General features: G+C 49.8%; 24 protein-coding genes. 3 read left to right on the forward strand and 21 right to left on the reverse strand.

Translation table 11 applies throughout. The annotated features are described in order from the left end of the window. Positions 1-178: 178 nt before the first annotated feature. From AC1TPC_RS01515 to AC1TPC_RS01535, 5 genes are all read right to left on the reverse strand, one after another. Positions 179-1798: an ABC-F family ATP-binding cassette domain-containing protein gene (locus AC1TPC_RS01515; protein ID WP_482065101.1), complete on the reverse strand. Its 1620-nt coding sequence runs from the start codon at positions 1796-1798 to the stop codon at positions 179-181. Between the two features lie 46 nt (positions 1799-1844). Beyond that, positions 1845-2426, reverse strand: coding sequence for an MFS transporter (locus tag AC1TPC_RS01520; protein WP_482065102.1), 582 nt, complete (start codon positions 2424-2426; stop codon positions 1845-1847). A 10-nt stretch (positions 2427-2436) separates the two neighbouring features. After that, a complete protein-coding gene (locus tag AC1TPC_RS01525; RefSeq protein ID WP_482065103.1) occupies positions 2437-3867 on the reverse strand; it encodes an FAD-binding oxidoreductase in 1431 nt (476 codons plus the stop codon). 113 nt (positions 3868-3980) lie between these two features. Next, positions 3981-5048, reverse strand: a complete 1068-nt coding sequence (locus AC1TPC_RS01530) for a Gfo/Idh/MocA family protein (protein WP_482065104.1) — start codon at positions 5046-5048, stop codon at positions 3981-3983. 201 nt (positions 5049-5249) lie between these two features. Continuing rightward, positions 5250-6401, reverse strand: coding sequence for an MBL fold metallo-hydrolase (locus AC1TPC_RS01535; RefSeq protein WP_482065105.1), 1152 nt, complete (start codon positions 6399-6401; stop codon positions 5250-5252). A gap of 299 nt (positions 6402-6700) precedes the next feature. Between AC1TPC_RS01535 and AC1TPC_RS01540 the strand changes: the two genes are divergently transcribed. Next, positions 6701-7858: a virulence factor gene (locus tag AC1TPC_RS01540; RefSeq protein ID WP_482065106.1), complete on the forward strand. Its 1158-nt coding sequence runs from the start codon at positions 6701-6703 to the stop codon at positions 7856-7858. Between the two features lie 395 nt (positions 7859-8253). On the opposite strand, the gene AC1TPC_RS01545 is transcribed toward AC1TPC_RS01540, so the two are convergent. From AC1TPC_RS01545 to AC1TPC_RS01565, 5 genes are all read right to left on the reverse strand, one after another. Further along, positions 8254-9438, reverse strand: a complete 1185-nt coding sequence (locus AC1TPC_RS01545) for a transglutaminase domain-containing protein (RefSeq protein WP_482065107.1) — start codon at positions 9436-9438, stop codon at positions 8254-8256. A 174-nt stretch (positions 9439-9612) separates the two neighbouring features. Further along, positions 9613-10587 carry an alpha/beta hydrolase gene (locus AC1TPC_RS01550; RefSeq protein ID WP_482065108.1) on the reverse strand — a complete coding sequence of 325 codons (975 nt, stop codon included), beginning with the start codon at positions 10585-10587 and terminating at the stop codon, positions 9613-9615. 17 nt (positions 10588-10604) lie between these two features. Continuing rightward, positions 10605-11237 (reverse strand): bifunctional 4-hydroxy-2-oxoglutarate aldolase/2-dehydro-3-deoxy-phosphogluconate aldolase, encoded by a 633-nt coding sequence (locus AC1TPC_RS01555; protein WP_482065109.1) that lies wholly within the window; start codon positions 11235-11237, stop codon positions 10605-10607. 28 nt (positions 11238-11265) lie between these two features. Then, on the reverse strand, positions 11266-12525 hold the full coding sequence (mutY, locus tag AC1TPC_RS01560) for an A/G-specific adenine glycosylase (protein ID WP_482065110.1): 1260 nt from the start codon (positions 12523-12525) through the stop codon (positions 11266-11268). Next, the gene (locus AC1TPC_RS01565) at positions 12525-13403 is read right to left on the reverse strand and encodes an AraC family transcriptional regulator (protein ID WP_482065111.1); all 879 of its coding nucleotides are present in this window, start codon (positions 13401-13403) and stop codon (positions 12525-12527) included. The genes mutY and AC1TPC_RS01565 overlap by 1 nt, the downstream gene beginning before the upstream one ends. 176 nt (positions 13404-13579) lie before the next feature. On the opposite strand from AC1TPC_RS01565, the gene AC1TPC_RS01570 reads away from it, so the two are divergent. Then, complete coding sequence (locus tag AC1TPC_RS01570) at positions 13580-13933, forward strand: c-type cytochrome (RefSeq protein WP_482065112.1); 354 nt, start codon at positions 13580-13582, stop codon at positions 13931-13933. An 88-nt stretch (positions 13934-14021) separates the two neighbouring features. On the opposite strand, the gene AC1TPC_RS01575 is transcribed toward AC1TPC_RS01570, so the two are convergent. The 5 genes from AC1TPC_RS01575 to AC1TPC_RS01595 form a co-directional block, all read right to left on the reverse strand. Next, positions 14022-14249 carry a hypothetical protein gene (locus tag AC1TPC_RS01575; RefSeq protein WP_482065113.1) on the reverse strand — a complete coding sequence of 76 codons (228 nt, stop codon included), beginning with the start codon at positions 14247-14249 and terminating at the stop codon, positions 14022-14024. 67 nt (positions 14250-14316) lie between these two features. Continuing rightward, a complete protein-coding gene (acpS, locus tag AC1TPC_RS01580; RefSeq protein ID WP_482065114.1) occupies positions 14317-14709 on the reverse strand; it encodes a holo-ACP synthase in 393 nt (130 codons plus the stop codon). 94 nt (positions 14710-14803) lie between these two features. Further along, positions 14804-16927 carry a copper resistance CopC/CopD family protein gene (locus AC1TPC_RS01585; protein ID WP_482065115.1) on the reverse strand — a complete coding sequence of 708 codons (2124 nt, stop codon included), beginning with the start codon at positions 16925-16927 and terminating at the stop codon, positions 14804-14806. A 59-nt stretch (positions 16928-16986) separates the two neighbouring features. Beyond that, positions 16987-18048: a DUF4198 domain-containing protein gene (locus tag AC1TPC_RS01590; RefSeq protein WP_482065116.1), complete on the reverse strand. Its 1062-nt coding sequence runs from the start codon at positions 18046-18048 to the stop codon at positions 16987-16989. 117 nt (positions 18049-18165) lie between these two features. Then, complete coding sequence (locus tag AC1TPC_RS01595) at positions 18166-19800, reverse strand: hypothetical protein (RefSeq protein ID WP_482065117.1); 1635 nt, start codon at positions 19798-19800, stop codon at positions 18166-18168. Positions 19801-19921: 121 nt separating this feature from the next. Between AC1TPC_RS01595 and AC1TPC_RS01600 the strand changes: the two genes are divergently transcribed. Continuing rightward, the gene (locus AC1TPC_RS01600) at positions 19922-20080 is read left to right on the forward strand and encodes a hypothetical protein (protein ID WP_482065118.1); all 159 of its coding nucleotides are present in this window, start codon (positions 19922-19924) and stop codon (positions 20078-20080) included. 53 nt (positions 20081-20133) lie between these two features. On the opposite strand, the gene AC1TPC_RS01605 is transcribed toward AC1TPC_RS01600, so the two are convergent. The 6 genes from AC1TPC_RS01605 to AC1TPC_RS01630 all read right to left on the reverse strand — a co-directional run bounded on the left by AC1TPC_RS01605 (position 20134) and on the right by AC1TPC_RS01630 (position 23080). Continuing rightward, positions 20134-20532, reverse strand: coding sequence for a ribosomal maturation YjgA family protein (locus AC1TPC_RS01605; RefSeq protein ID WP_482065119.1), 399 nt, complete (start codon positions 20530-20532; stop codon positions 20134-20136). Positions 20533-20656: 124 nt separating this feature from the next. Next, positions 20657-21466 carry an ammonia-dependent NAD(+) synthetase gene (nadE, locus tag AC1TPC_RS01610; protein WP_482065120.1) on the reverse strand — a complete coding sequence of 270 codons (810 nt, stop codon included), beginning with the start codon at positions 21464-21466 and terminating at the stop codon, positions 20657-20659. 14 nt (positions 21467-21480) lie between these two features. After that, complete coding sequence (locus tag AC1TPC_RS01615; protein WP_482065121.1) at positions 21481-21915, reverse strand: BrxA/BrxB family bacilliredoxin; 435 nt, start codon at positions 21913-21915, stop codon at positions 21481-21483. 97 nt (positions 21916-22012) lie between these two features. Then, positions 22013-22390 carry a DUF3905 domain-containing protein gene (locus AC1TPC_RS01620; RefSeq protein ID WP_482065122.1) on the reverse strand — a complete coding sequence of 126 codons (378 nt, stop codon included), beginning with the start codon at positions 22388-22390 and terminating at the stop codon, positions 22013-22015. 15 nt (positions 22391-22405) lie between these two features. Continuing rightward, positions 22406-22546 (reverse strand): hypothetical protein, encoded by a 141-nt coding sequence (locus AC1TPC_RS01625; protein WP_482065123.1) that lies wholly within the window; start codon positions 22544-22546, stop codon positions 22406-22408. An 81-nt stretch (positions 22547-22627) separates the two neighbouring features. Further along, a complete protein-coding gene (locus AC1TPC_RS01630; RefSeq protein ID WP_482065124.1) occupies positions 22628-23080 on the reverse strand; it encodes a GNAT family N-acetyltransferase in 453 nt (150 codons plus the stop codon). Between the last annotated feature and the right edge of the window lie 4 nt (positions 23081-23084).

Here is a 23084-nt window from a genome sequence, read left to right on the forward strand (position 1 = left end):
TTCTGAAAACCTTTTCAAACGTAGTATAAATCCTTTTCACCCATTATGCAACCAAAATTTATGCTAGCTTGTTCACTGCGCTTGCGCCTCTTATGCAACCTATTTATTGCTCATTCCGCACAAAAAAAAGCGCCGTCTACAAGATTTCTCTTGCAAACAGGCGCTTTTCTATATGATCTTATACGGCGTACATACGCTCGCGAAGTGCTTTAACTTCAGCACTCTCAAGGTACTCGTCATACGTCATCATCCGGTCGATTACGCCGTTTGGCGTAATTTCAACGATGCGGTTAGCAATTGTTTGAACGAACTGATGGTCATGCGAAGTAAATAGTACGGTACAATCCGTGTCCGTAAGACCGTTGTTGAGTGCCGTAATCGATTCAAGATCCAAGTGATTCGTTGGCTCATCGAGAATAAATACGTTGGCGCCCTCAAGCATCATCTTGGATAGCATGCAGCGAACCTTCTCGCCCCCGGACAATACGCTTGCTTTCTTCATCGCATCGTCGCCGGAGAATAGCATACGGCCAAGGAAGCCGCGAATGAACGTCTCATCCGGGTCCTTCGAATATTGACGAAGCCATTCCACAAGATTCAAATCTACCCCATCGAAATAAGGTGAGTTGTCTTTCGGGAAATAAGCCTGTGTAGTCGTTACGCCCCATGAATAGCTGCCGGAATCCGCTTCAACCTCGCCGACAAGCAGCTGGAACAGCAAAGTCTTAGGCAAGCTGTTAGGTCCAACAAATGCGACCTTGTCACCCTTGTTAAGCGCAATGGTCAGGTTGTCGATAATTTTCTCGCCGTCGATCGATTTCGTCAAGCTGTCAACAAGCAATAGCTGCTTGCCCGCTTCACGCTCCCCTTTAAAGAGGATAAACGGATATTTACGGTTCGATGGACGAATATCGTCAAGCGAAATTTTCTCAAGCAATTTTTGCCTTGATGTCGCTTGCTTCGCCTTCGATTTGTTCGCGCTGAAGCGCTGAATAAACGCTTGAAGCTCTTTAATTTTGTCTTCCTTCTTCTTGTTCTCGCCGCGCATCAGCTGCAAAGCAAGCTGGCTGGATTCGTACCAGAAGTCGTAGTTGCCGACGTACATTTGGATTTTGCCGAAGTCGATATCCGCAATGTGCGTACAAACTGTATTCAGGAAGTGCCTGTCATGGCTGACTACGACAACAGTGCCTTTGTAGTCGGCAAGGAAATCTTCCAGCCAACGAATGGACTCAATGTCCAAGTGGTTGGTAGGCTCATCGAGCAATAGAATGTTCGGCGCGCCGAACAAAGCTTGAGCCAGCAATACACGAACCTTCTCGTTACCGCTTAGGTCAGCCATCTTCTTATCATGCAGCTCAGGCGTAATGCCGAGACCGTTAAGCATTTCTGCCGCTTCCGACTCCGCTTCCCAGCCGTTCATATCTGCAAACTCAGCTTCAAGCTCGCCTGCGCGCATGCCGTCTTCGTCAGTAAAGTCCGCTTTTGCATAAAGAGCGTCCTTCTCCTTCATCACTTCGTAAAGACGTTTGTGACCCATCATTACCGTCTCGAGTACGACGGACTCGTCGTATTCGTAATGGTTCTGCTTCAGAACGGCAAGCCGCTCGCCCGGCGTTATATGAACTTCTCCGTGCGATTGCTCCACTTCGCCTGATAGTATTTTTAAAAAGGTCGATTTGCCTGCGCCGTTAGCGCCGATCAAGCCGTAACAGTTGCCTGGCGTAAACTTGATGCTTACATCTTCAAAAAGCGCCCGCTTCCCATAACGGAGCGTTATGCCACTTGTACTAATCATTCGTTTAATCCCGTCCTTCACTACAAAATCGCTTCATATCGAATCATTATACCACAGTATGCGCGGAAACCGAACCTTCTTTTGCCTTGCCGTCAACCTTTCTGCTCATCCGCCAAATCATCCAAGCGCTCGCTCCGTACAGCAAGCCGCTCAAATAAAACAAAATATTAATCGTCAGCCAGTCTATTAAATAGCCTCCCACAATGACCGCAAAGCCCGAAGCAACCGATGTCCAAAAGTGATACGACCCGATTGCTGAACCTCTAGCTCCTGTCTGGGTATAATCAGCGAGGAGCAGCCGTTCGCTCATCTTTTGCATTGCATTGCACATCCCCATGACAAGCTGCAAAACAAGCACCCATCCATAGGATGCTGTCCACGGAAAAGCGAGCATCGCCCCCATCATGCCGACCGAGCTTAAGACCAGTATGGATACGCCATGCTTATCCAGTCTAGGCGCAATCCATTGCGATACTGCCGCAGAGCTAATCGTAAAAACGGCAAAGGCCAAGCCATACTTCGAAAAGCTGTTGCCCAGATTTTTGAGAAAAAGCAGATAATAAGGATAAATCATGCCTGCCGCTAAAGTCATTATGCTTTGAGCTCGAATTAGCCATTTCAAATTCATAAGCTGCCTCCTAAGGTCCATATTGCTCATAAAAATAGTTCATAAATAGCTCGTCTGGATCGTACTGCTTCTTCTTTGCAAAAAACTGCTCTTGCTTCGGATATACAGCTCGAAACTGCTCTACCGTTGGATAAGCAATATAAGGTAAATAATAAGAGCCTTTATGCGTAATGACCTCTTCGATAATCCGCTCAACGCCCAGCTTCATCTGCTGCTGCCCTTCCTTCGACAAAGGCGCATGGAACAGGCATACGAGAGCCAGCATGTCCTGCTTTGCATAAGAAAGGATCGCTTCCTCGTCCTTATTCACAAAACGGATCGTTATATTTAGTAAATTCAAATCCTCTTCCTTCACAATTGCGCCAAGACGTTTTACAAAATCATCAAAATGATTCAATGGTATAAAATATTCCTGCAACAGGTCGCTTGCTCCCGGCCCGCTATACTCCATAAATTCCGAGGCTGCCCGCATCGCATTGTTCCGGCTGATGATCTTGTCCGATTGCTCCACGAAAAAGTATTTCTGCAAATCCCACTGTAGATTTTTGCCCCAATCGGTAAACCGATTTAAATGAAACAATAGCTTACCGGGCGCAACCCATTTCTCATTGCTCTCGAGTTTGTTATAGTCTGTCAATTGCAGAGAGCGGTCTACCGTATAATTTTTGGAAAAAGCTTCTGTGAAATAACTGTCCTTCGCAACTGAAATCCGGGCGATATGCAGCCGAATGTCTGGATTCTTTAGTACCGTGTTTTGAAAATAAGAACGGTATTCTTCAAGCTTCATTAGCACCGTTGACTCACGATATATTTCGTCCTCTGTCAGATCCAGAGTCACTTCCAAAATAATGCCAAACAATCCATATCCGCCAAGCGCGAGCGGAAACAGCCCGGCATTTTCCGTACGGCTGACATTTTGAATATTTCCATTTGCTGTTAGGAGGCGAAAGGATTGTACGCTTTTGATAAGCGAGCCGCTGCGTATATCCCTGCCATGAGCGTTGATGCTGATTGAACCGCCAATCGTAAAGGTATTCTGCGACTGCATCGTTTTTACGGACAGTCCAAACGGATTAATCGCCTTCTGCACGTCCTCCCACGTCGCCCCAGCTTGCACCACAATACGCTTTGCCTTCGGATCTACCGATAAAACCTTATTGTAACTTGTCATATCAACAACGATTGCGTCCTTGTAGTAAGTGTGGCCGCCCTGACTATGCCTCTGTCCTGCAATGGATATTTTCATTCCTTTGTCCTTCGCCTCTAACACAAGCTCGGAGAGCTGTGCTTCTGCCTTGCCTTGAATGACACGCTCAACCTTAACAGGATGAAGGCTGCTATAATCGGTTACGAGATATGGATCCTGATCAGCCGAGCTAGTTCTCACATATTGCACAACAGCCAAACTTATTAGCAGCAGCAATACGATCCCTTTTTTCAATCCTATAACCTCCTGTACGCAAAAAAAACCTCCTCAAAGTGACCAGCATCATGTCATTTCATAAGAGGAGGCATTACTCTATTTTGTTATTTTCGCGCTTGTGCTTTAAACCTTTAATCCCAGTTCAGCTTAACTTCATTGCCCGTGCGGGATGACTCGTAAATGGCGTCGAGAATGCGGTTGTTCGTATAGCCCGACAGCGCGGATGTAATCGGCTCCTTGCCTTCACGAATGCATTCCACGAAATGACGGCTCATCAGCATGCGGTCCTCTTCGCCCTCAAGCGGCGCAATATCGCTCTCAACGACTTCATTGTCCGTATGCGTGACATACTTTCCGTTATTCCCAATGATCGCTACACCGCCCTGCGTTCCCATCAGATGAATAAACGGGTCCTCCGGCAGAAAGGCGGAATGTGCCGCCCAGCTCACCTCAAGTGATAAGGTTGCCCCGTTATCGAGCTTGATGAGCGCCGAAGCAAGATCCTCAACATCGTAATACCCGTCCCAATTCGGCGTCCCCCACGTTCCTATGCCTTGACGCTTCGGTCCGAATTCCGCATAGGTAGAGCCATATACCGAAATCGGCTTCGGATTGCCCATCAAATAAAGTGACAGGTCCAGCATGTGAACGCCGATATCGATAAGCGGGCCGCCGCCGGCTTGGTCTTTGCGAGTGAACCACGAGCCCCAGCCGGGAATGCCTTTTTTCCGAAACCAGCCAGCCTTCGCATTGTAAATTGGACCGACATCACCGTTGTCAATGCTCTGCTTAAGAGCGCGGCTTAGCCCGCTCCAACGCATTTGATGCGACATCATTAATATTTTTCCGGATTTCTTGGCTTCCTCAACAATGGAGCGAGCCGCTTTGGAATCGATAGCCATCGGCTTCTCCAGCAGCACATGCTTGCCTTGCTTCAGCGCCTCTATAGCAAGCCCTGCATGGAATTGATTCGGTACGCCGATGACAACCGCGTCGATCGTTGGATCCTCAAGCAGTGATTGCGGGCTTGCGTGTACAAGCTGAATGCCATGCTCCGCAGCGCGCTGCTCGGCAAGCGGCAAATAAACGTCCGTAACAGCGACGACGTCGATCCCATCTACCTTATTAAACGTCTCCATGTGGACGCTCCCGATCGCACCCGCGCCAATAACACCAAGACGTATGTTTGTGTGACTCATGTATTGCTCCTCCTATTAGGTTTGCGGAAGCAAACCTTACTTCGTAAGATTAAGCTTAGGTTTGCGGAAGCAAACCTTACTTCGTAAGATTAAGCTTAGGTTTGCGGAAGCAAACCTTACTTCGTAAGATTAAGCTTAGGTTTGCGGAGGCAAACCTTGCTACGACAATTTCTGAAAGTTTACTAGCTCAGTATACAGCTTTCACTTTCCGCCGTCACTGTCCGCATTTGGCACACTCTTGTACTCGTTAGTCATTTGCCGACAGAGGCGCCACGTTTCGCCATGCGGCAGGATTAGAATACGTTCATCATCGAGGCATCGTTTTCTGCGCTCGGCCTCCAGCCGATCCAGCGCTTCGCGCGGCGTATCATCAGCCAGCTTGAAGGCACCGTAATGCATCGGCACAAACCATTTGGCTTCCAAATCCTCAAAAGCTTGTAACGCCTGCTCAGGTGTAATATGCTGAGGCCCCATGAACCATTCCGGCTCGTAAGCACCGATGGGGAGAAGCGCAACGTCGATTGGAAAACGGCGGCCGATCTCCTTGAAGCCATGAAAGTATCCGCTGTCTCCTGCAAAATATATAGTCGGCGCCTCCGATACGACAGGCCGGTCAACTTTGGAATGCTCACTGAAAAATGGTTTTTCCAATGCCGCAGCAGGCTCCCCCGCACTAGCAATTTGCGCTCGAGCATCTCCTTCATCGGAACTGCTTCGTGACTTTTTGACGCCAGCGTGACTGACAAGCTTCCCGCTTCGCGATGCCGTACGCTCGATAACGAAGCCGCCCCAATGCGAGCTGTTCGTATCCCATGGATTCCGGCGCGTCGAATGCTGAGAAGGCACGAACGTGAACTTCACACCGTTGATTATTACCGATTCCCACCAATGCAGCTCCTTGATTCGAATAAAGCCTTTTTTACGCAGCTTCGTGCCAAGCCCGGCAGGCACCAGCAATTGCCTAGTGCCGATAAGCCTGCGCAGCGAATTTATATTTAAATGATCATAATGGGAATGTGAAATAAGTACGACATCTACCGGCGGAACGTCCTCTACTTTGATCCCCGGCGGCGAAAGTCTCTTTTGAAAAGCCATCTGGGTCGACCATACGGGGTCCGTAATAATGTTCAATCCGCCCAGCTGAATGAAAAAAGTCGAATGACCAACCCAAGTTATGGAAGGCCATTTTCTGTTATCCTCCAAGTATGCGATGTCAGGTTCAACATTCGGAACGGTGAATGAATAATCCTTCATTCTCAGTCTGCGAATGCGTTCCTGACGCCATCTTTTGAATTGCTTCAAAGATGTATGCTGCTCAATAGGATCTATGTTAGCAAATCGTTTTAACCTCAACCGTCCATCCCTCCCTCGCAAATATCTGTTGTTTAAATAAGATACCAAGCTGACAGCTCCTAATGCAAATAGGTTAAATATTTTTTATACGTAAACAGCCTGCCTGTCTCGCATTGGTCGCCTTATCAGCCAAAATACGAATGATGGCATCCAAACACTTCGCTGTTAGCATCCTAACATGAAATCAGTTAAACTACTTTATATAGGTTTTACACATAAGACTACGCTTTCGACGCATCATTTGTTACTGTAAATCAGCTAAAACAACAATCACATCATCATTTCCAGGAGGTTTCCTTATGAAACTAATTTCAATAGAACCGACGCCGAGCCCCAATTCCATGAAGCTGAATGTCGATGAAATGCTTCCGCGAGGGCGCAGGCTTACCTTTAAGGCCAGCGAAGCAAGCGATGCTCCCGAGCTGCTGCAGCAGCTTCTGCAAATCAAAGGCGTGCGAAGCCTGTTCCGTACCGCAGACTTTATTGCGCTTGACCGAAAGCCAGGAGCGGATTGGGCGGCCATATTGGCTGCGGCAGGCCAATTGCTGCAGAAGGATGAAGCTGATGGAGGTCAGGCTGACGGCAAGAGCGGACCATCTGCAAGCTATGGAGAAGCGCAGGTGCTCGTTCAAATGTATCGCGGAATTCCGATGCAGGTACGTGTGCGCATGGGGGATAGTGAAGTTCGGTCGGCACTGCCCCCGCAGTTCGCTGAAGCGGTTGGCGTCGCTGCCGGCTCGGGCATGATTCGCGAACGCAAGCTGGAGGAATTTGGCGTACGTTACGGGGAGCCGGAGGAAATCGCAGCCGAGATCGTACGCGAGCTGGAAGCCTCGTATACGGCAGAACGATTAGAAGCACTCGTACAAGCTGCCATCGAACTTGGAAATTCAGGCGGGGCGGAAGAAGCCGCTGCTGCGGTTGTAAGGCCGGCTCCGCTTACGCTAGAAGAAGCGCAGGCGCAGTTTGCCTCTCCGGATTGGCAGGTGCGCTATGCCTCACTTGATCGTTACGTCTCCTCCATCGAGGGCTTGCCTCTGCTTGCAGCGGCGATAAAGGATGAGAATACTTCGATTCGCAGACTGGCGGTCATCTATCTAGGGGATTTGCGGGCGCCTGAAGCGCTGCCTTATTTATTTATCGCGCTGCGCGATTCCTCGACCTCCGTTAGACGGACAGCCGGCGATACGTTATCCGATCTCGGCGATCCGGCTGCCATAGGCCCGATGATCGAATCGCTTCGTGACAAGAACAAGCTTGTCCGCTGGCGCGCGGCACGCTTTCTATACGAGGCTGGCGACGAGTCAGCGGTAGAGGCGCTCCGCGAGGCTGCAAAGGACAGCGAATTTGAGATCCAACTCCAAGCCCAAATGGCGCTTGAGCGGATCGAGCGCGGCGAGGAAGCAGCTGGCTCCGTATGGCAGCAAATGACATCGGCGCGCAAAAATGAGCAATAAACTTACCTCATACTACAAGCTTGCTTCGTGAAAATCATGCAAGCCGAAACCCAGCTATAGAATGAAAAAGTGATCTAAAAATGAGCTGTCTCAAAAGGTTATCGACCTTAAAAGACAGCTCTTTTATTTGCACGCAACCGGACAGACGGGCAGCTGGACGCTCAGTTAGCGAATTTAGATCTAGAAATTAGATCTATTCTTCTCAAACTGGCTCCATTCACAGAATTAAGTCTAGAAAGTAGACCTATTACAGGCGCTCAACCCGCAAACTGGGCAACTGAGGCTATTTCTCCATGAAGCTTGCCACGTTAGAAACCTCTTTACGCAAGAATCTCCAATCTAACAAAAAGAGGCGCATCTCTGCACCTCTTCCATCCTTGGCTCCGACTTTGTTGCTAGCGTGCGTACTCCAGCTGTATGCGGACGATAAGCGAGTCGTTGCCGGCATACGGCTCATAGCTTGCCCGGTAGCCGACTGCCACCTTTACGCTCTCGAAGGCCGCCTTAAGTGCTGCGGGAAATTGAGCGCCATCCTCATATCTGAACTCTAAGCTCGCTGTACGGGAATCAAGCGCCGATTGAATAACCTGGTTAAGCTGCTTCGAGCTCGATACCGTAAACTCAGGCTCAAGCCAGTGCAGGCCCAGCTCCAGCTTCAGCTTGGTGAATCGACTCCGTTCTGCCGCCTGTCCCTGCTGCTCCAGCTCACGAATCGTATCTGCGTAAGTTACGGTTGCGGCAGGATAAGTTTTGGTCCATTGATGGTCTGCGCGAAGCTCCGCGTCCGTCTTCAAATAATAATTGTAGCGGATTGTACTTTTGTTCGCCTTGGAAGCATCCGTTGAAGCGCTCTTGCCAGCAGCCGTTACACCAACTGGATCATCCCATGTTAAATCAAGATGATACCAAGCTCCGTCCAGCTGTACCATATTCCATGCATGCTCGCCCGTGTTGACAGTGCCTTCGGCAATTAATACCGTAATTCCCGCTTCCTTCAGCATCTTGTAGCCGAGCAATGAATAGCCCTGGCATACTGTCTCGCCTAGCGTTATCGCATTATAAGCCGTGTAATGCTTCAAGGACTGATCATACTCGACATGACTAACGATCCAATCGTGAATCACTTTTATTTTCTTATGCTCGTTCATACCCGGATCAATGATCTCTTGGAGCGCCTTCGCTACTTCGCGGTCAACGACAGCTGTTTGCTCTGGCGTCTCCCGGTATCTGGCTTCGAGGGCGATCGTCGATTTAGTGCCCCAGCTTCGAATGGTATAGATATAGGATTCAAGTATGTAAGCCGAATAGTCATCATGACTAAGGGCTGCGCGAATGACATCCGTCAGCTTGCCCGATAGTTCCTGCTTGTCCCCCGTGTATGTTACCGAAAAATGCTCGGCCCGAGCTTGAAACTGCTTAGCGATTTCTCGCTCCAAGCCCTCCAGCTTATTCGAATTATCCACGGCGGCGACCTCCTCCGACTCGGCTGCGGCAGGAAATAGATCCAGCTCGAAGTCAAGATAGAATGCAGCTATTATGATGAAAACTACCACCAGCAACTTGGAAGCTACTCTATGCATTCGTACCTCCTGAACGGCTTGTGAAGCAAATAGCACCGGAATTCGCCGCTTTCCTTCACAAGCATTATTTTTAACTGCAGCCGTTTCGCCTTTTAGCTATGTAATCAAACTGTAATATTTCTCTCATCTTGGTTTCATCTTATGCTTATATAATGAATTCATGACCCCCCTTTATTATATATTCTCTCTTGTAGCCTGCAGCCCCGTGCCGCAGGCTTCCTTTTTTGGAGTATTCATGACCGTTTCCTGTAAAAAAGGGATTACCTTCTCCCAAAATGCAGGCTCCTGTTCCGATGTGCTGTGTCCCTTCGTTGATACGAACAACGTATCAATCATTCCCTTAGGCAATTGCTTCTTCAGCTCTCGCAGATCCTCCGCACTAATAAAATCATCGCCATTCGAGTGAATCATCATGACCGGCGTGCGGCCTTCCTCCGAGCTGCCCGCATGCTTCGATAGCACCAATGGAATGCTGGCCTCTCTGAAATCCGCCCGCGAGATGCGTGCGCGAATGAGCCAAATCATCGGTATAAGATAAGCAAGCGGGAAGAGCGGCAATTTTTTGCGTCTCAGCTCTGATTTCATCATCGTCTCGAATCGAACGGGCATCGAGTCTGTCACAACTGCACACACCTGTATCCCTTGATCAAGCGCAAGCAGCGCTCCGAAGCCCCCAAGCGAATGCCCCAGCACCGCAATCCGATCCGGATCGATTCCTGGGAGCTGCTTAGCAGTTTCGATCGCAGCCCTTACATCATCGCGAAACATAAGCGCGGAGGGCGCAGAAATCGAATCGCTGTTGCCGTGACTTCTCGCATCGTACATAAATACAGCGAAGCCCGCTTCATAGAGAGGACGCGTATAACGCAGCACTCTCGTCCGATTGGAGCCCCACCCATGCGCGATTACGATAAGAGGGTTTTGTCCATTCTTCGAACCGGCAGCCGCGGCTGGATGAAGCAGCCAGCCTTCGAGCTTAGATCCATTGTTCATGAAGGATAAGGATTGCCACTGCGTGTCCACATCAGGTTCGTCCGCATTCGAAAGCTTGCGCGGATTCTGGCTGCGAACTCCCATTTGCCAGACGAGCGCGGCTAGCAATACAACGATAATGAGCAAGCTTCCCAGCAGCCACAAGATGGCGTTCATAGGATATCCCCTTTCCTTTACAAAGCCCGCACAGCGTCTACAAATTGCCGTGCCCGCTCCGTTACTTGCGTGAATTTGCCTTCGCGAACCCATTCCAGATTGACAAGCTTGCTGCCCATTCCGACGGCGTTCGCTCCAGCTTTAAAGTAATCGGCAATATTATGCAAATCAACTCCGCCTGTCGCAATCATAGGTATGTTATTCAGCGGTCCGCGAATTTCCTGCAAATACCCTATGCCAAGCGTTCCCATTGGGAATATTTTCACAGCATCGGCGCCTGCCTTCCATGCTTTGACGATTTCCGTCGGCGTCATGACGCCAGGCCATACGGAGAGTCCACGCTCGCGTCCGAATGCGATAACGTCCTCATCCAAATTGGGCGAAATAAGAAACTGGGCTCCCGCAGCAACAGCCTGCTCAGCAAGCGCAACGTCGGTTACCGTCCCAGCCCCTACTGCCGCCTGCCCGTCGAACTTGCTGCGCCAGCGCTCTATCATTGCTGCTGCGCCTTCCGTATTCATCGTAATTTCCATCATATGAATGCCGCCGTCTATTAGAGCCTGCGCAGCAGCATCAGCATGCCGATCTTCTATTCCCCGCAAAATCGCTACAATTTTGTGCTGCAGCAGCAGCTCGAGCATCCCGTTCATTCGCTTCTCCTCCGATTCATACTTTCATTTATTCCCAAAATTGCTTTAAAATCCGCAAAAACAAATTAGGAAACGGCAAAGTTTCCATATCTTCCTTGCCAATCCATCGATAAGGGTTCGATTCCGTATCCAGCATGCCAGCGGAAGCTTCGCTTTGAGCCGCCGAATGGTGTGCATCGACAGCACCCACCGCCTCATATAATGCGGCAGGCTCAGCAGCAATACTCGAGCCATCTGCTGCGGCAGCCGCGGTCAACCCCATGACCGAGCCAGCCTCTTCACCCAAATCAGCCAAGTAAAAGCGCATTTTCCAGTGGATATGGCTAAAAATATGATCAGCATCCATAAACCAGCTGCGCGGCCTTATAAGCAATCCCGTTTCTTCTTCCAGCATGCGGCTGATCAGCTCGGCAAGCTCGCTTTGCTCCTTCGGCGCAGTCTCAGCCAGCCATTTTGCGTTATCCGGCGACAATAGCAAATGAGGCAGCTCCCACATCTGGGCAAGCAGCCCCGAAGCTGGCCGCTGTCTTACAAGCACTTTGCCCGCATTGTCGCCGCTGCCTAAAATAATGGCCGCTGCTCGGAACTCTGGACGAGGCGGCTTCGCCTTCGTCTTGATCGGCAGCTCCATCTCTCGGCCCGCAAGCCGAGCGCTGCAGTGCTCCATCACGGGACACGGCAAGCAGCTTGGCGATTTTGGCGTACAGACGAGTGCTCCAAGCTCCATCAGCGCTTGATTAAAATCACCTGCCGCGCCTTCAGGAATTAGCGAAGCAGCCAGCTTCTCAATACCAACTCTCGTAGATGGCTTGGCAATATCTTCCTCCAAACAAAAATAACGAGAGAGTACACGCATGACGTTGCCATCAACCGCAGGTTCCGGACGATTAAACGCGATGCTCATAATTGCTCCGCTCGTATAGGGACCTACGCCTTTCAGTCCACCAACAGAGGCCTTGTCATCCGGCACAATGCCGTCATAACGTGCTACCACTTCTTTGGCTCCTGCTTGCAAATTACGTGCGCGCGAGTAATAGCCGAGTCCCTCCCAGCTTTTGAGCACCTCCGTCTCCGGCGCTTCAGCAAGCGCTTTGACGGTCGGGAACTTGCTCATGAAGTTGTTGTAAAACGGAATGACCGTGTCCACCCTCGTCTGCTGAAGCATAATTTCCGATACCCATACCCGGTAAGGGTCCCGGTTAAGCCGCCAAGGAAGATCGCGCTTAATAAGCCGATACCAAGTTAGCAATTCTGTACTAAAAAACAATTTGATGGCTTCCTGTTCCACTAGCTGTAGTCCTCCTCGGATGTAACCGCGGTTTCCAAACGATTGCCAATGCTATGCTTGACGATCTTGCGGTAATGAATCGGCGTAAGGCCCGTATATCTTTTGAACAGCCTTGATAAGTAATGATTTTGCATACCCACCTTCTTGGCAATGGTTGCCACGGGAAAGTCCGTTTCCATCAGCAGCTGCTTCGCAAGCTCGATTCGGCGATTCGTCACATACTGAATCGGCGAGCAGCCCATGAAGTTTTTGAAGGAGGTTATGAAATAATTGGGATGCAGGAAGGCGACTTTCGCAAGATCCTCGATTTGAATATTCACATGCAGATTCGCTTCGATATAAGCGAGCACCTCATTCCATTTTACCTCAAAGTTAGGATCTTGGATCGTTTGTGTCTGAATATGGCCTTCATCCAGATAGAAGGAAAACATCTCTAGAAAAATCGCTTTTAAACGCAGCTCTCTCGTAATCGTAGGGTGATATTGAAAAGTATACATTTTGGAGAAGAGCTCATTCATCATCTGCCTGTCCCGCACATAAACGAACGGCGGCAAATGGATCGAATTAATAAATTCGATATCGCCAAGCTCTAACCGAAAATGACACCAATAGCAGCCATAAGGCTCGTCACCTTCCGTACCGAATGATTGTACCGTACCGGCAGGCAAAAAATAAAGGGCTCCCGGCTCAAGAATATATCGCTCATTTTGGATTTCCAGCCACGCTTTTCCCTTGTCTGGATAACAGAACCGATAAAAATCGGGCTCTGTTTTTTGGACCTTCCAGCCTGGCAGGTTCTCCGAATATGCGGTCATGATGACTTCAGCTTGGATTTTATTCAATTGATTTTGCAATATACTTTCAATTGTCGGTTTCATAAATTCTCCTATAGGTAAAACTGCGATATAATAATAGACATCACCGATTGATATAAACACAAAACTACCTATTCTATTATACGAACTAACGATACAAATTCATATGGCATTCACGTAAAAACCCAAAACAAACCCGAAATTTACAAAATATTGAAAGTGGAGCAGGAGCGCTAAATATGAACTTTAAACGAATGACGACATTTATTGCCGCCTCGGGGCTGCTGCTCGCTCTAGCAGGCTGCGGTGGCGGAGATGGAGGAGCACAAAAGAGCAGTGCACTAGATGGGCCGGACGAGGTCGTTTCCGTTTATAAAGCCAATTGCGTCAGCTGTCACGGAACAGGACTGCAAGGCAGAGTCGGCCCTGCTACGAATCTTCAGAAGGTCGGCTCACGTATGAGCGCAGCGGATATTGCAGAGCAAATCGAGCAGGGAGGCCGCTCAAAAGGCGGCTCAATGCCTTCTTTTAAGGATACGCTGACTGCCGAAGAAATTGCTGGTCTTTCCGATTGGTTAGCTGAAAAAAAATAATAGCAAGGCTTGTTCACTCCTATTTATATAGCAAAAAAGGATGCCGGAGCGGATATACGATTCGCAAGGCATCCTTTTTCATTATGGGCTAATAGCCGATATGGTGACCGTTCATTTTGGGAGATTTCATATGATGAAGAGCATATTGGCCGGCATACGTCCAATGGGTTTCACCCATTTGGGGGTGTGTTGGAAATAGATCGCCCTGCACCAGCACCAGATCACCGCCCCAATCGTCCGAATACAAGCCGTCATATTCGACCCATTGTCCCGTTTTAAACCGACGCTTTGTCTTCCGCTGCCGTTGCTCCTTCATTGCCGCCAACCCCTCTCGACTCGCTAACTTGGTATATTACATTCCAAGTATAGGCAAAAGGTTACCGTTATATCCGTTCTGCAACAGCAAAAGCAGAAGCAAGCTTGCGCTCATGCGTAATCGTAACATGTATACATACAGCTTCAGGACGTAAGCCAAGCCGCTCCCAAGCCGCTTCAGACAAGCTGCACGCAGGCTTGCCGCAGCTTCCGCGCAATATTTCGATGTCCGTAAACCCGATAACCTTGCCGATTCCGCAGCCAAAGGCTTTCACAACCGCTTCCTTCGCGGCGAATCGCCCAGCCGTAAATTGATGGAGACGCTCGCCTGAATAATGCGCTGCCAGCGCCAGCTCACCCGGGGACAGCACCCGTTCTAAAAATCGTTTTCGCGTGGGCCCTTCCAATACTTTAGTTATTCGGGCAATATCCGATAAATCATGTCCGATGCCGATGATCATGCTAACACCTGCCTTTTCCCTGATGGTGAGATTAGCAGATGCTTAAGTTGAAGTCAAGCCTTGCGGCAAGCAGCAAAACATTTTGCCCTCCTAATCATTCCTCTGCCTGCTGACCGCCTATTGCACGTTCATAATGAAAGCTATTTCCCAGCTTGTCTTTGACGTCTACCGTCATCAAGCTTTGCACGTTGCCGTCGATGAACACACCTGTTGCCCGGTATGTGTATTTGGTAAAGCCCGGAAACTCAAAAAGTTCTGCTGCTAGAGGCTGCAGCTCAAGCGGAATTGACTTCTTATCCACATTTCCAGCAGCAGGATCAGCAACAGCAAGCGTAATGTCAGCGCTGGCCGATACAGGTGCCCCGAGTCCTTCAGGCAGCCAAACATCAAGCCTGACAGCTTGCTCCTCCGTCTTGTCATCAACTGAAATACGCAAGCTCATATGTGCCTTCTCGCCCATCACATGCCAATAAATCGGCTCGGACAGCTTCTTCACGTCACCCTCCGCAGGCGGCGAAGTTGAGGATAACCAGCCTGCCAGCACGAACAGAGTGACAGCGAGCAGCACTTCCATTCGAATGCCAAGCAGCAGCCCTTGTGCTGCTCTAGGCTTATTAGCAATTTGCGGCATGAATATGAGCTTATGAAGCGCAGCTATGACTAACACGAGCAGCATGAAGAAGGCTTTGGCTAGTATCAGCTTGCCATAAGCGGTTGACAATAGCTGCCCCCATGCTGAAAGCCTTGCTGCCGTAAGCCATATGCCGCTAAGCAAGATAAGCGCCATACTAGGCAGCGCCCAATGCGAGAAGCGAACTGCCGCATTGTTCAAGCGGTCTAAGGCATCGTGATTGAAGGTTAAAGAAAACAAGCCTGCGAGTCCGCCAAACCAAATCGCAGCGGCACCCATATGAACCGCGTGGGAGGCTATCGCCATAGCGACATCCTTCAATGCCGCGTACGCATGGCCAGTCAAAGGAAACGTGACGATTAACGCTGCAGCAGCTGCAAACTTGAGCGGATTAGCCCATTTCCGCTCTCGAGCGGGTGCGAATGCAAGCAGCAGAACAAATAGCGCAAGTATAGGTCTTAGCGCAGCAACCTTGCCAATCATCGTCCCGTTAGCCAGCTCATAAATAGAAACGCCGCCGAACTGATCCGCTAACATGGAAAGGCGGCTAAAGCCGGATATGATCCAGATCATTGCTGCCAGTCCTATTAACAGCCGCTCCGCCCGCAGCGAGAAACCAAACGGAGCCTCATTCCCCTCGTCTCGCCAAATGACAATTCGGAAAAACAACATGCCAGCCAGCATCACGCCGGTTAAAATATCAAGCACGCGCAGCGTGATCATAAGCTTCTGGCCGCCCGAATGCTCATGCTCGCCTTCCTCGGCATGGCTGCTCTCCCCATGTTCGCCGTGACTTGTATGATTGCTCGCTTCTTCATCCGATTCGGCTTGCTGCGACGGGCCAGCCTTATCCGTTATATCGGAGCCATCATCTACCGATTCAGCGGTCTCTGAACCGTCAATCTCTTCGGAAGCATCATTTGCACTTCCAGAAGCTCCATCTCCAGCTCCAGCTCCATCTCCAGCTTCATCGCCTAAATCCGTCTCAATTGCTGTTTCCTTGCCGCTATCCACAGCAGCAGTCGAGCTTGGCGCAGCACTCATTGAAGGCGCTGGAGCGATAGAACGCTTCGGAGTCGCCGCTGCCTTAGTCGCATCGTTCTGCATTTTCGCATCGCTCGTCAATTTCGTATCGCTCGGCTTCTTCGTCTGCGACGGCTTCGCCGATGCCGATGGCTTGCTGGTTGGTTTCGCTTCGCTTCCTGAGCCGCTTCCCGCGCTCCCGCCGGAATGACCATCAAGCGATATGGTGTCATCCGGCACGGCAGCCTCTATCTTAGTCCCTATGGCGAAATCGAAGGAGCCATCAGTCATATGGGAGTCGAGCGACAACACCTGCCAGCTGACCTCATAAACGCCTTTTTCCAGCTTCGGAATCGTATAGATAAGCGTAAAATCATCTTCACCGCTTAGCTTGCCAGCGATCAAGGCACCGTTATCTTCTCGTTGAAGCGTTATGCTGCTTAGCTTCTGATCGATTTTCTCTGTAAATGTAATTCGAATGGCAGGCGGAGACTCCGTCAGCTCCGCATCCTGATAAGGGGTCGACTGCGCAATATAGGCATGCGCCGAGACTAAGCTCGGCATGCATGCCCACATCATAATAAGTATAGCTATACTATTTATTAGCTTTTTCATAAGCAACCTTATTTCGTGTAGATCGCAACAGCTGCTTGAATGCCGCCAACTGCCGGGAAATATTCAACAACTGCGCCTGCCGCCTCTGCTGCTTCGCGAAGCGTTGCGGAGCCGGTGCCTTTGTAGGCTGCGTCAACATATTGTTTGATGAAGGAAGCATCTACCTTTGTCGTTCCCTGCGCAATCGTTAAGCTATTCACCGCTGTCACATTTCCATTTACATAAATAAGCGGCTTAGCAGTCGTTACAGAGCCGGGAAGCTTTGCCGATTTATTTTGAACCGTAAATGTCATGGTCGCTTCATAATTAGTTGCGCTGTATTCACCTTCCTTAACTTCCTTTGTGCTTGGCTTAGCGCGAACCAAATAATAATCAGCAGCGCCAGTCGTGAACGAAACCAGTCCATTCGCATCGGTTTTCAGTTCGGATGCTTCCGAATTGCTGCGGCGAATGATATCTACAGCAGTATCTGCCAGCGGCTCACCCTTTAGAAGCAACTGGATCGACACCTTCTCGCCTGGCGTTATAGCAGCAGGATTAAACGCCGGGACAAGCTCTGCGCGATCAGGACTTACTTGCTTCGTGAAGCCTTTAAGCGCCTTGACGCGTTCCAGCACGGGAATATCACCAACCGCTACAAACGATTTTGCGCTGCGCAATGTACGGCTTGCAGTCTCTTTGCCCTTGAAGACGCTGTCCCCTTCTGTAGAGATGATGTAAGCACCCGGTATGTTTGATTTGAACGTTGCTACAAAGTAATTATTAAGTGCTGGCGTCGTTTCGGTTGCCGGCTCGCCCGTGTAGAAGCGTGTTCCCGAAATGTCGGATTTCACGCCTGCAGGCGTAGTAACGTAAACTTTAGAGGCGCTGCCCCACTGTCCTTCGAGCCGGTAGCTTTTGTGCTCGTTAGAGTGATTGCCATACATAAGCTCAACGTAAGATACCTGGCCCTGCGCTACGATCGGTGCGCTTGTCTGTGACCATCCATCATGAGCGAATACTGGTGCTGCCGCGCTTAATGTCATTACGGCAGCCAGCGCTGCCCCTACCATTTTTTTCCGAAATGTCATACTCAAAAACCCCCATCGACTTGGATTAACTGACCAAATTGTATCAATGGGGGGGCATGCAGCACATGACTCTTAAGAGCTATTGAGCTGTGAACGATATGTGAAATGAACGTCTAGTTAGAGCGTGTATTCGGAAAAATCAATCGGAGTCTCATTAACCCTTTTCTCAGTTCCGCCGTAATCGTCAACGCTTAGCTGAAGCACGCTTCCATCAAAGGACGCATATCGGACGCTCAGCTTATCATCGGCCGACCAAGCAGGGGCACGGAGCCTTGCTTCATCCGCAAATGTCTCAAAGCTGTTGAGACCCCTTTGCTGCGCCTCCTGTACACGGATTGCTTCAAGAATGACACCGTTTCGGCTTCCTTCGCTTGTTACAATATAACGATCAGTCAACCGCTCAACCTCATAAGGCTGCATCAAATAGACGGCCAAATATACATTTTTCATCTGACCGAGCAGAACGCCTTGCTCCTGCAGCCAATCCGCATTCGGCAATACACCGACAATTTGATGCGCCACGCCTGCTGGAAGCGGATAGAGTGCGGCGATCGTGTTTCTGTGAAATAACACTTCCATATGCTCGGTTTGATGCCTTGGATCACCACTCGCATATGTCTCTGCCGGATGGAAGAAGTAAGCTTGGTTCACGCCGCAAAGCTGATCCAGCAGTGGAAACGTAATATCCCAGCGATGCTGCTCGTTGTCGAACTCCCCATGCCGCTCCCACATTCCCCCGGCTGCAAAGTCCGAGGTAATGTAAGCATAGCTGCGAAGCTGTTTCGAGCCCTCATCGGTAAGCTTCGTGATCACTTTCTTCACCTCGACAGGCTCGCTGCGATTAAGCGCTATTTGACGGGCCGACTCAGGAGCCTCGTAATATAGAAACCCGGCATACTCCGTCCGAGGCATTTCCGCAGGCAGCTCAAAATCGCCGAATTGCACATAGTCGTGGAGCACATTGCCATCAAGCGGAATATCATGCTTTTGGCCGCGGCAATGGGCGCCAACCCAGGCTCCCTTCAGATAAAACGCCGCTCTCTCGCTCCAGAGATAGTCGAGCATGTCGCCGAGCTCTTTTTTGATCGCCGGATCGTTGATTTGCTGCCATGCACATGTGAAGGCCTGCACCCAATGCCAAAACCACGGCAGACTCCCGTACTCGGACATTCCATGCTTGCGAACATGGGCTAAAGTAAGCTGGAGATTGCTGCGCCCGTCCTCTAGCAGCTCAGCATCCTCGTATAATTGACCGAAGATCAGCTTGGCCGCTGTATATTTGGCATCGTGATGGCCGAATACATTTTTTCGCAGGTAGAAGCCGCTTCGGTAAATGTGAACGAGCGCCGATTCAAAAGCAAACGCAAGACTCTCGGTAAAAAGTAGGCGATATCGATCCGTGAAGAAGGCCATCAGGCTCCCCATGAGCTCCACAGGCAATACATTCGGCTTTGCAAGCTGCGGCTCCTGACCTAATTTTAACGGCCAATGCCCGTAGGTAGCGCTTTCAGGGTTCTGATCTTGAAGACGAAGCACCTCTAGCAGAATACGTTCTGCCGTAAGTTTAGCGGCATTCGACTCAAATGGCAGCTGCTCTGGAATACTGACTGCGGCCGCGAATAAATACGAGGCATAATAGAAATTATCGCGTATATCGTGATGAAACCATAATCCGCTGCTTAGGAGTGGCTGGCTATGGGCTTTTATCGCAACTTTCCGTATGATCTCGATTTGTCTAGCTGTGAAGGTCATTTCACTAGTCTCCTTGGTTTTACCAGATTTTCTTTCTATCATATTATAATTTCAATTGTATCGGAAAGCGCTTCATTGTCATCCTTCCGAAATAATGATAGCTGCAACTGGCGCTGAGGCTGTGTCCGGCATATTCGACATCGCTGCCGTACTTGGACAAGCCGTGCCTAATGACCAGCTGCTCCGGCCCGAATTTATGAGTCCTTATGACGATCCTCATCCGAACGGCGCTGCTGGCACTGCGGTTGCCGAGGCGTTTCTGGCATGGTATAGAAAATAATAATAAAAACAAACGAGGAAGCAAGTCATCTCGCTTTCTCGTCTGCTGCTTCATCATTTCATCATGCTGCGTTTGCTGAAATACCCATCAATCAACAGCGATAAGATAATTCCAGCGCTGTACCTCGCCAAGTCAACCCCCAAAAACCCGCGCCCGAGCACCAATGCTCCGATAAAAGTGCTGCGGATCGATTGAATCCAATGCGCCTGATAAAGCTGGCTAAATTCGATGCCAAAACAAAATAAAAGGCTAATTAGCGCAGCCCATAGCAGACTCTTTTGCACCCACACCACTCGAACGCCAAAATAGATCATGCTCGCCCAAAGCGCATCGCCCGCATGCTCCGCAGCAAAAACAGGCAATGCTTCAGCAAATCGCCTAGAGCTCAAGCCAAGTATCATCGTGACCATAACGGCAATGAAGTACGGTATTCTCGCTTTCAATTCATGCACACCTTCTTATTTGATTTGCAAAAACGAGCTGATGCTGCGTATAAAGAAAAGACTGTCCCAAGCCGATTGCTCGGTCCAACGGGACAGTCTCGTAACGAAATCAAGAACAAAATCAGCTTAAAGGTTAAATACCCGGAATCGGGGAGCGCTTGTGCTCGGTTTTCAAATATTGTTTTTCAAGCTTCTCGCGAGCTTCGGCGCTAATATCCTTGCCTTCAAGATAATCGCTATTGTCGCCATAGGTAATGCCCAGCTCACCCTCATCGGTTTGCCCATCCCATAAGCCTGCGGTTGGCGCTTTGTCCAGCACGCTTTGCGGAACGCCGATATGGGAGGCCAACTGGCGAACCTGACGTTTGTTGAGCGTGCTAAGCGGAGTAACATCCACTGCTCCGTCGCCCCACTTCGTATAGAAGCCGGTAATCGCCTCGGACGCGTGATCGGTACCAACGACAAGCAGATTCAAATCAAAAGCAAGCGCGTACTGTACGACCATGCGCGTTCTTGCCTTCACATTGCCTTTGCCGCCGCGGCTCAAATGGCGAGGGATGCCAAGCGACTTGAAGCTATGCTCCACTTCGATCGCAATTTCGTCCACCGCTTCCGCGATATTCGTCTCGGCGCGATGCTTGAGCTGGAACGCTTCTGCTACCGCGTAGCTGTCGGCAATATCCGATTGCTCGCCGTAAGGCTGGAAAACGCCAAGCGTCATATATTCGCGGCCGGATTCCGCGCTGAGCTCATCCGTTGCACGCTTGCATAAGCCAGTTGCGACTGCGCTGTCAATCCCGCCGCTAATAGCGATGAGAAGTCCCGTCGTACCTGATTGCTTTACATATTCCTTCAAGAAATCGACCCGTTTGCGAACCTCAGCCTCTGGATCGATGCTTGGCTTAACGCCAAGTCTATCAATAATTTCTTGTTGTAAACTCATCGTTACCGTCCTACTTAGCGGCAAAACCGATCGAAAGCGTCTGACAGATCGGCTGCAATGTCCGCTGCGGAACGATTTTCAATCTGGTGGCGCTCGATAAAGTGGACTAGCTCTCCATCCTTCAACAAAGCGATGGAAGGGGAGGATGGCGGGTAAGGAGCAAAATATTCGCGAGCCTTAGCAGTCGCTTCTTTATCCTGTCCTGCAAATACAGTAAACAGATGATCAGGAGTAATATCATGCTGAAGCGCCTCGGCAACGCCTGGACGGCATTGGCCTGCTGCACAGCCGCAAACCGAGTTGATAACGACAAGCGCCGTACCCTTTGCGTTTGGCAATTTTTCTTCTACTTCTTCAGGTGTGCGCAGCTCCTGAATACCGATGCGAGTAAGATCGTCCCGCATAGGCTGCACCATATCTAACATGTATCGTTCGAATGACATCGACATCGAAACACACTCCTTTAATTACTTTATTTTAGCTACTATTATACCGTCCGTAGTTAAAATAAAGCAACCGGAGCGCGTACACTCCGGTTGTTCTTTTTCATGTTGAATCGGAAGAGCCGCTCGGGTCATCAAGGCCGTATGCTGCATTTTTGTCGGGATGCGCAAATAATCCTTCCTTCGGAGGGAGTCCCTTCTCAAAAATATCCCGGTTCTCTTCTGTCAGAAAACCTATATCTTTAAACGGATGCACCCATTCATCGCCCGCCATTACAGCCGGATCGGTATCCTCGCTCCACTGTGATAGCGGTGAGTCTGGCGACTCATATTCATGATCGCCGATCACGATGCCATGCTGATTCACAAAAGGAGCGCGGCTTCCGCGCCCTTCGCGAAATTGCGGCAAAAACTCGATCTCAAACGGATCCAGCGCCGGATCGTCAACATGCTTATTGCTCTCATGCTTATCCGCAGTCACATGATCACCTCCGTACTAGATAGACGGACGGTTAGGTCCATCCAGCTTTTTGTCAAAACCAGCGGACTCTGGCGACTTGCCCTTATCTTCCGCGTTTTTTGCAGCCTGCTGCGCTTGCTCAGCCGAACGGTTTTTTCCTTCTTTTTGCTGTGACAATGCCAACGCCTCCTCCCAACATACTCATAACCTATAATGCGGGTTATCGTTCAAGGGTAGTATGCGACAATCGTTCCTTCCTTATAAATCCTGAGAGAGACGCACCATATCGACAACCTGAATCCCATTCTCATAAATCGATTCCGAATAATGCCTGACAAAAAAATCGCGGTCAATGCTCGTCATTCTAAAACCGCATTTCTGATAAAGGGCAAGCTGGGCCATACCCGAATTTCCGGTCCCAATTTCGATCGTTTTATAGCCTTGAAGCGCTGCATTCTGAATCGCATGCTTTACCAGCTGTTTCCCTATTCCCTTTCCTTGCTCGGGCTCAGCGACTGCAATATTCACGATTTCAACCGTGTCCGGCCTTGTTGGCAACAGAACATATTCACCGACAATTTCGTTATTTATTTCGGCGACGAAGCATTTACCACGCTTTAAATATTGGGAAACGAGCTGGATCGAAGGATCCGCGAGCAACAGCAGCTCCATCGGAGGCTGCTCAGCGTCAGTCAGCTTGCGAATATCCATCTTC

Source organism: Paenibacillus sp. Y280, from assembly GCF_056786335.1.

Coding starts and splice junctions, on each gene's coding strand:
- AC1TPC_RS01515 (WP_482065101.1), bottom strand. CDS start 1,798: ATGATTAGTACAAGTGGCATAACGCTCCGTTATGGGAAGCGGGCGCTT.
- AC1TPC_RS01520 (WP_482065102.1), bottom strand. CDS start 2,426: ATGAATTTGAAATGGCTAATTCGAGCTCAAAGCATAATGACTTTAGCG.
- AC1TPC_RS01530 (WP_482065104.1), bottom strand. CDS start 5,048: ATGAGTCACACAAACATACGTCTTGGTGTTATTGGCGCGGGTGCGATC.
- AC1TPC_RS01540 (WP_482065106.1), top strand. CDS start 6,701: ATGAAACTAATTTCAATAGAACCGACGCCGAGCCCCAATTCCATGAAG.
- AC1TPC_RS01545 (WP_482065107.1), bottom strand. CDS start 9,438: ATGCATAGAGTAGCTTCCAAGTTGCTGGTGGTAGTTTTCATCATAATA.
- AC1TPC_RS01550 (WP_482065108.1), bottom strand. CDS start 10,587: ATGAACGCCATCTTGTGGCTGCTGGGAAGCTTGCTCATTATCGTTGTA.
- AC1TPC_RS01555 (WP_482065109.1), bottom strand. CDS start 11,237: ATGAACGGGATGCTCGAGCTGCTGCTGCAGCACAAAATTGTAGCGATT.
- AC1TPC_RS01565 (WP_482065111.1), bottom strand. CDS start 13,403: ATGAAACCGACAATTGAAAGTATATTGCAAAATCAATTGAATAAAATC.
- AC1TPC_RS01570 (WP_482065112.1), top strand. CDS start 13,580: ATGAACTTTAAACGAATGACGACATTTATTGCCGCCTCGGGGCTGCTG.
- AC1TPC_RS01575 (WP_482065113.1), bottom strand. CDS start 14,249: ATGAAGGAGCAACGGCAGCGGAAGACAAAGCGTCGGTTTAAAACGGGA.
- acpS (WP_482065114.1), bottom strand. CDS start 14,709: ATGATCATCGGCATCGGACATGATTTATCGGATATTGCCCGAATAACT.
- AC1TPC_RS01585 (WP_482065115.1), bottom strand. CDS start 16,927: ATGCCGAGCTTAGTCTCGGCGCATGCCTATATTGCGCAGTCGACCCCT.
- AC1TPC_RS01590 (WP_482065116.1), bottom strand. CDS start 18,048: ATGACATTTCGGAAAAAAATGGTAGGGGCAGCGCTGGCTGCCGTAATG.
- AC1TPC_RS01595 (WP_482065117.1), bottom strand. CDS start 19,800: ATGACCTTCACAGCTAGACAAATCGAGATCATACGGAAAGTTGCGATA.
- nadE (WP_482065120.1), bottom strand. CDS start 21,466: ATGAGTTTACAACAAGAAATTATTGATAGACTTGGCGTTAAGCCAAGC.
- AC1TPC_RS01615 (WP_482065121.1), bottom strand. CDS start 21,915: ATGTCGATGTCATTCGAACGATACATGTTAGATATGGTGCAGCCTATG.
- AC1TPC_RS01630 (WP_482065124.1), bottom strand. CDS start 23,080: ATGGATATTCGCAAGCTGACTGACGCTGAGCAGCCTCCGATGGAGCTG.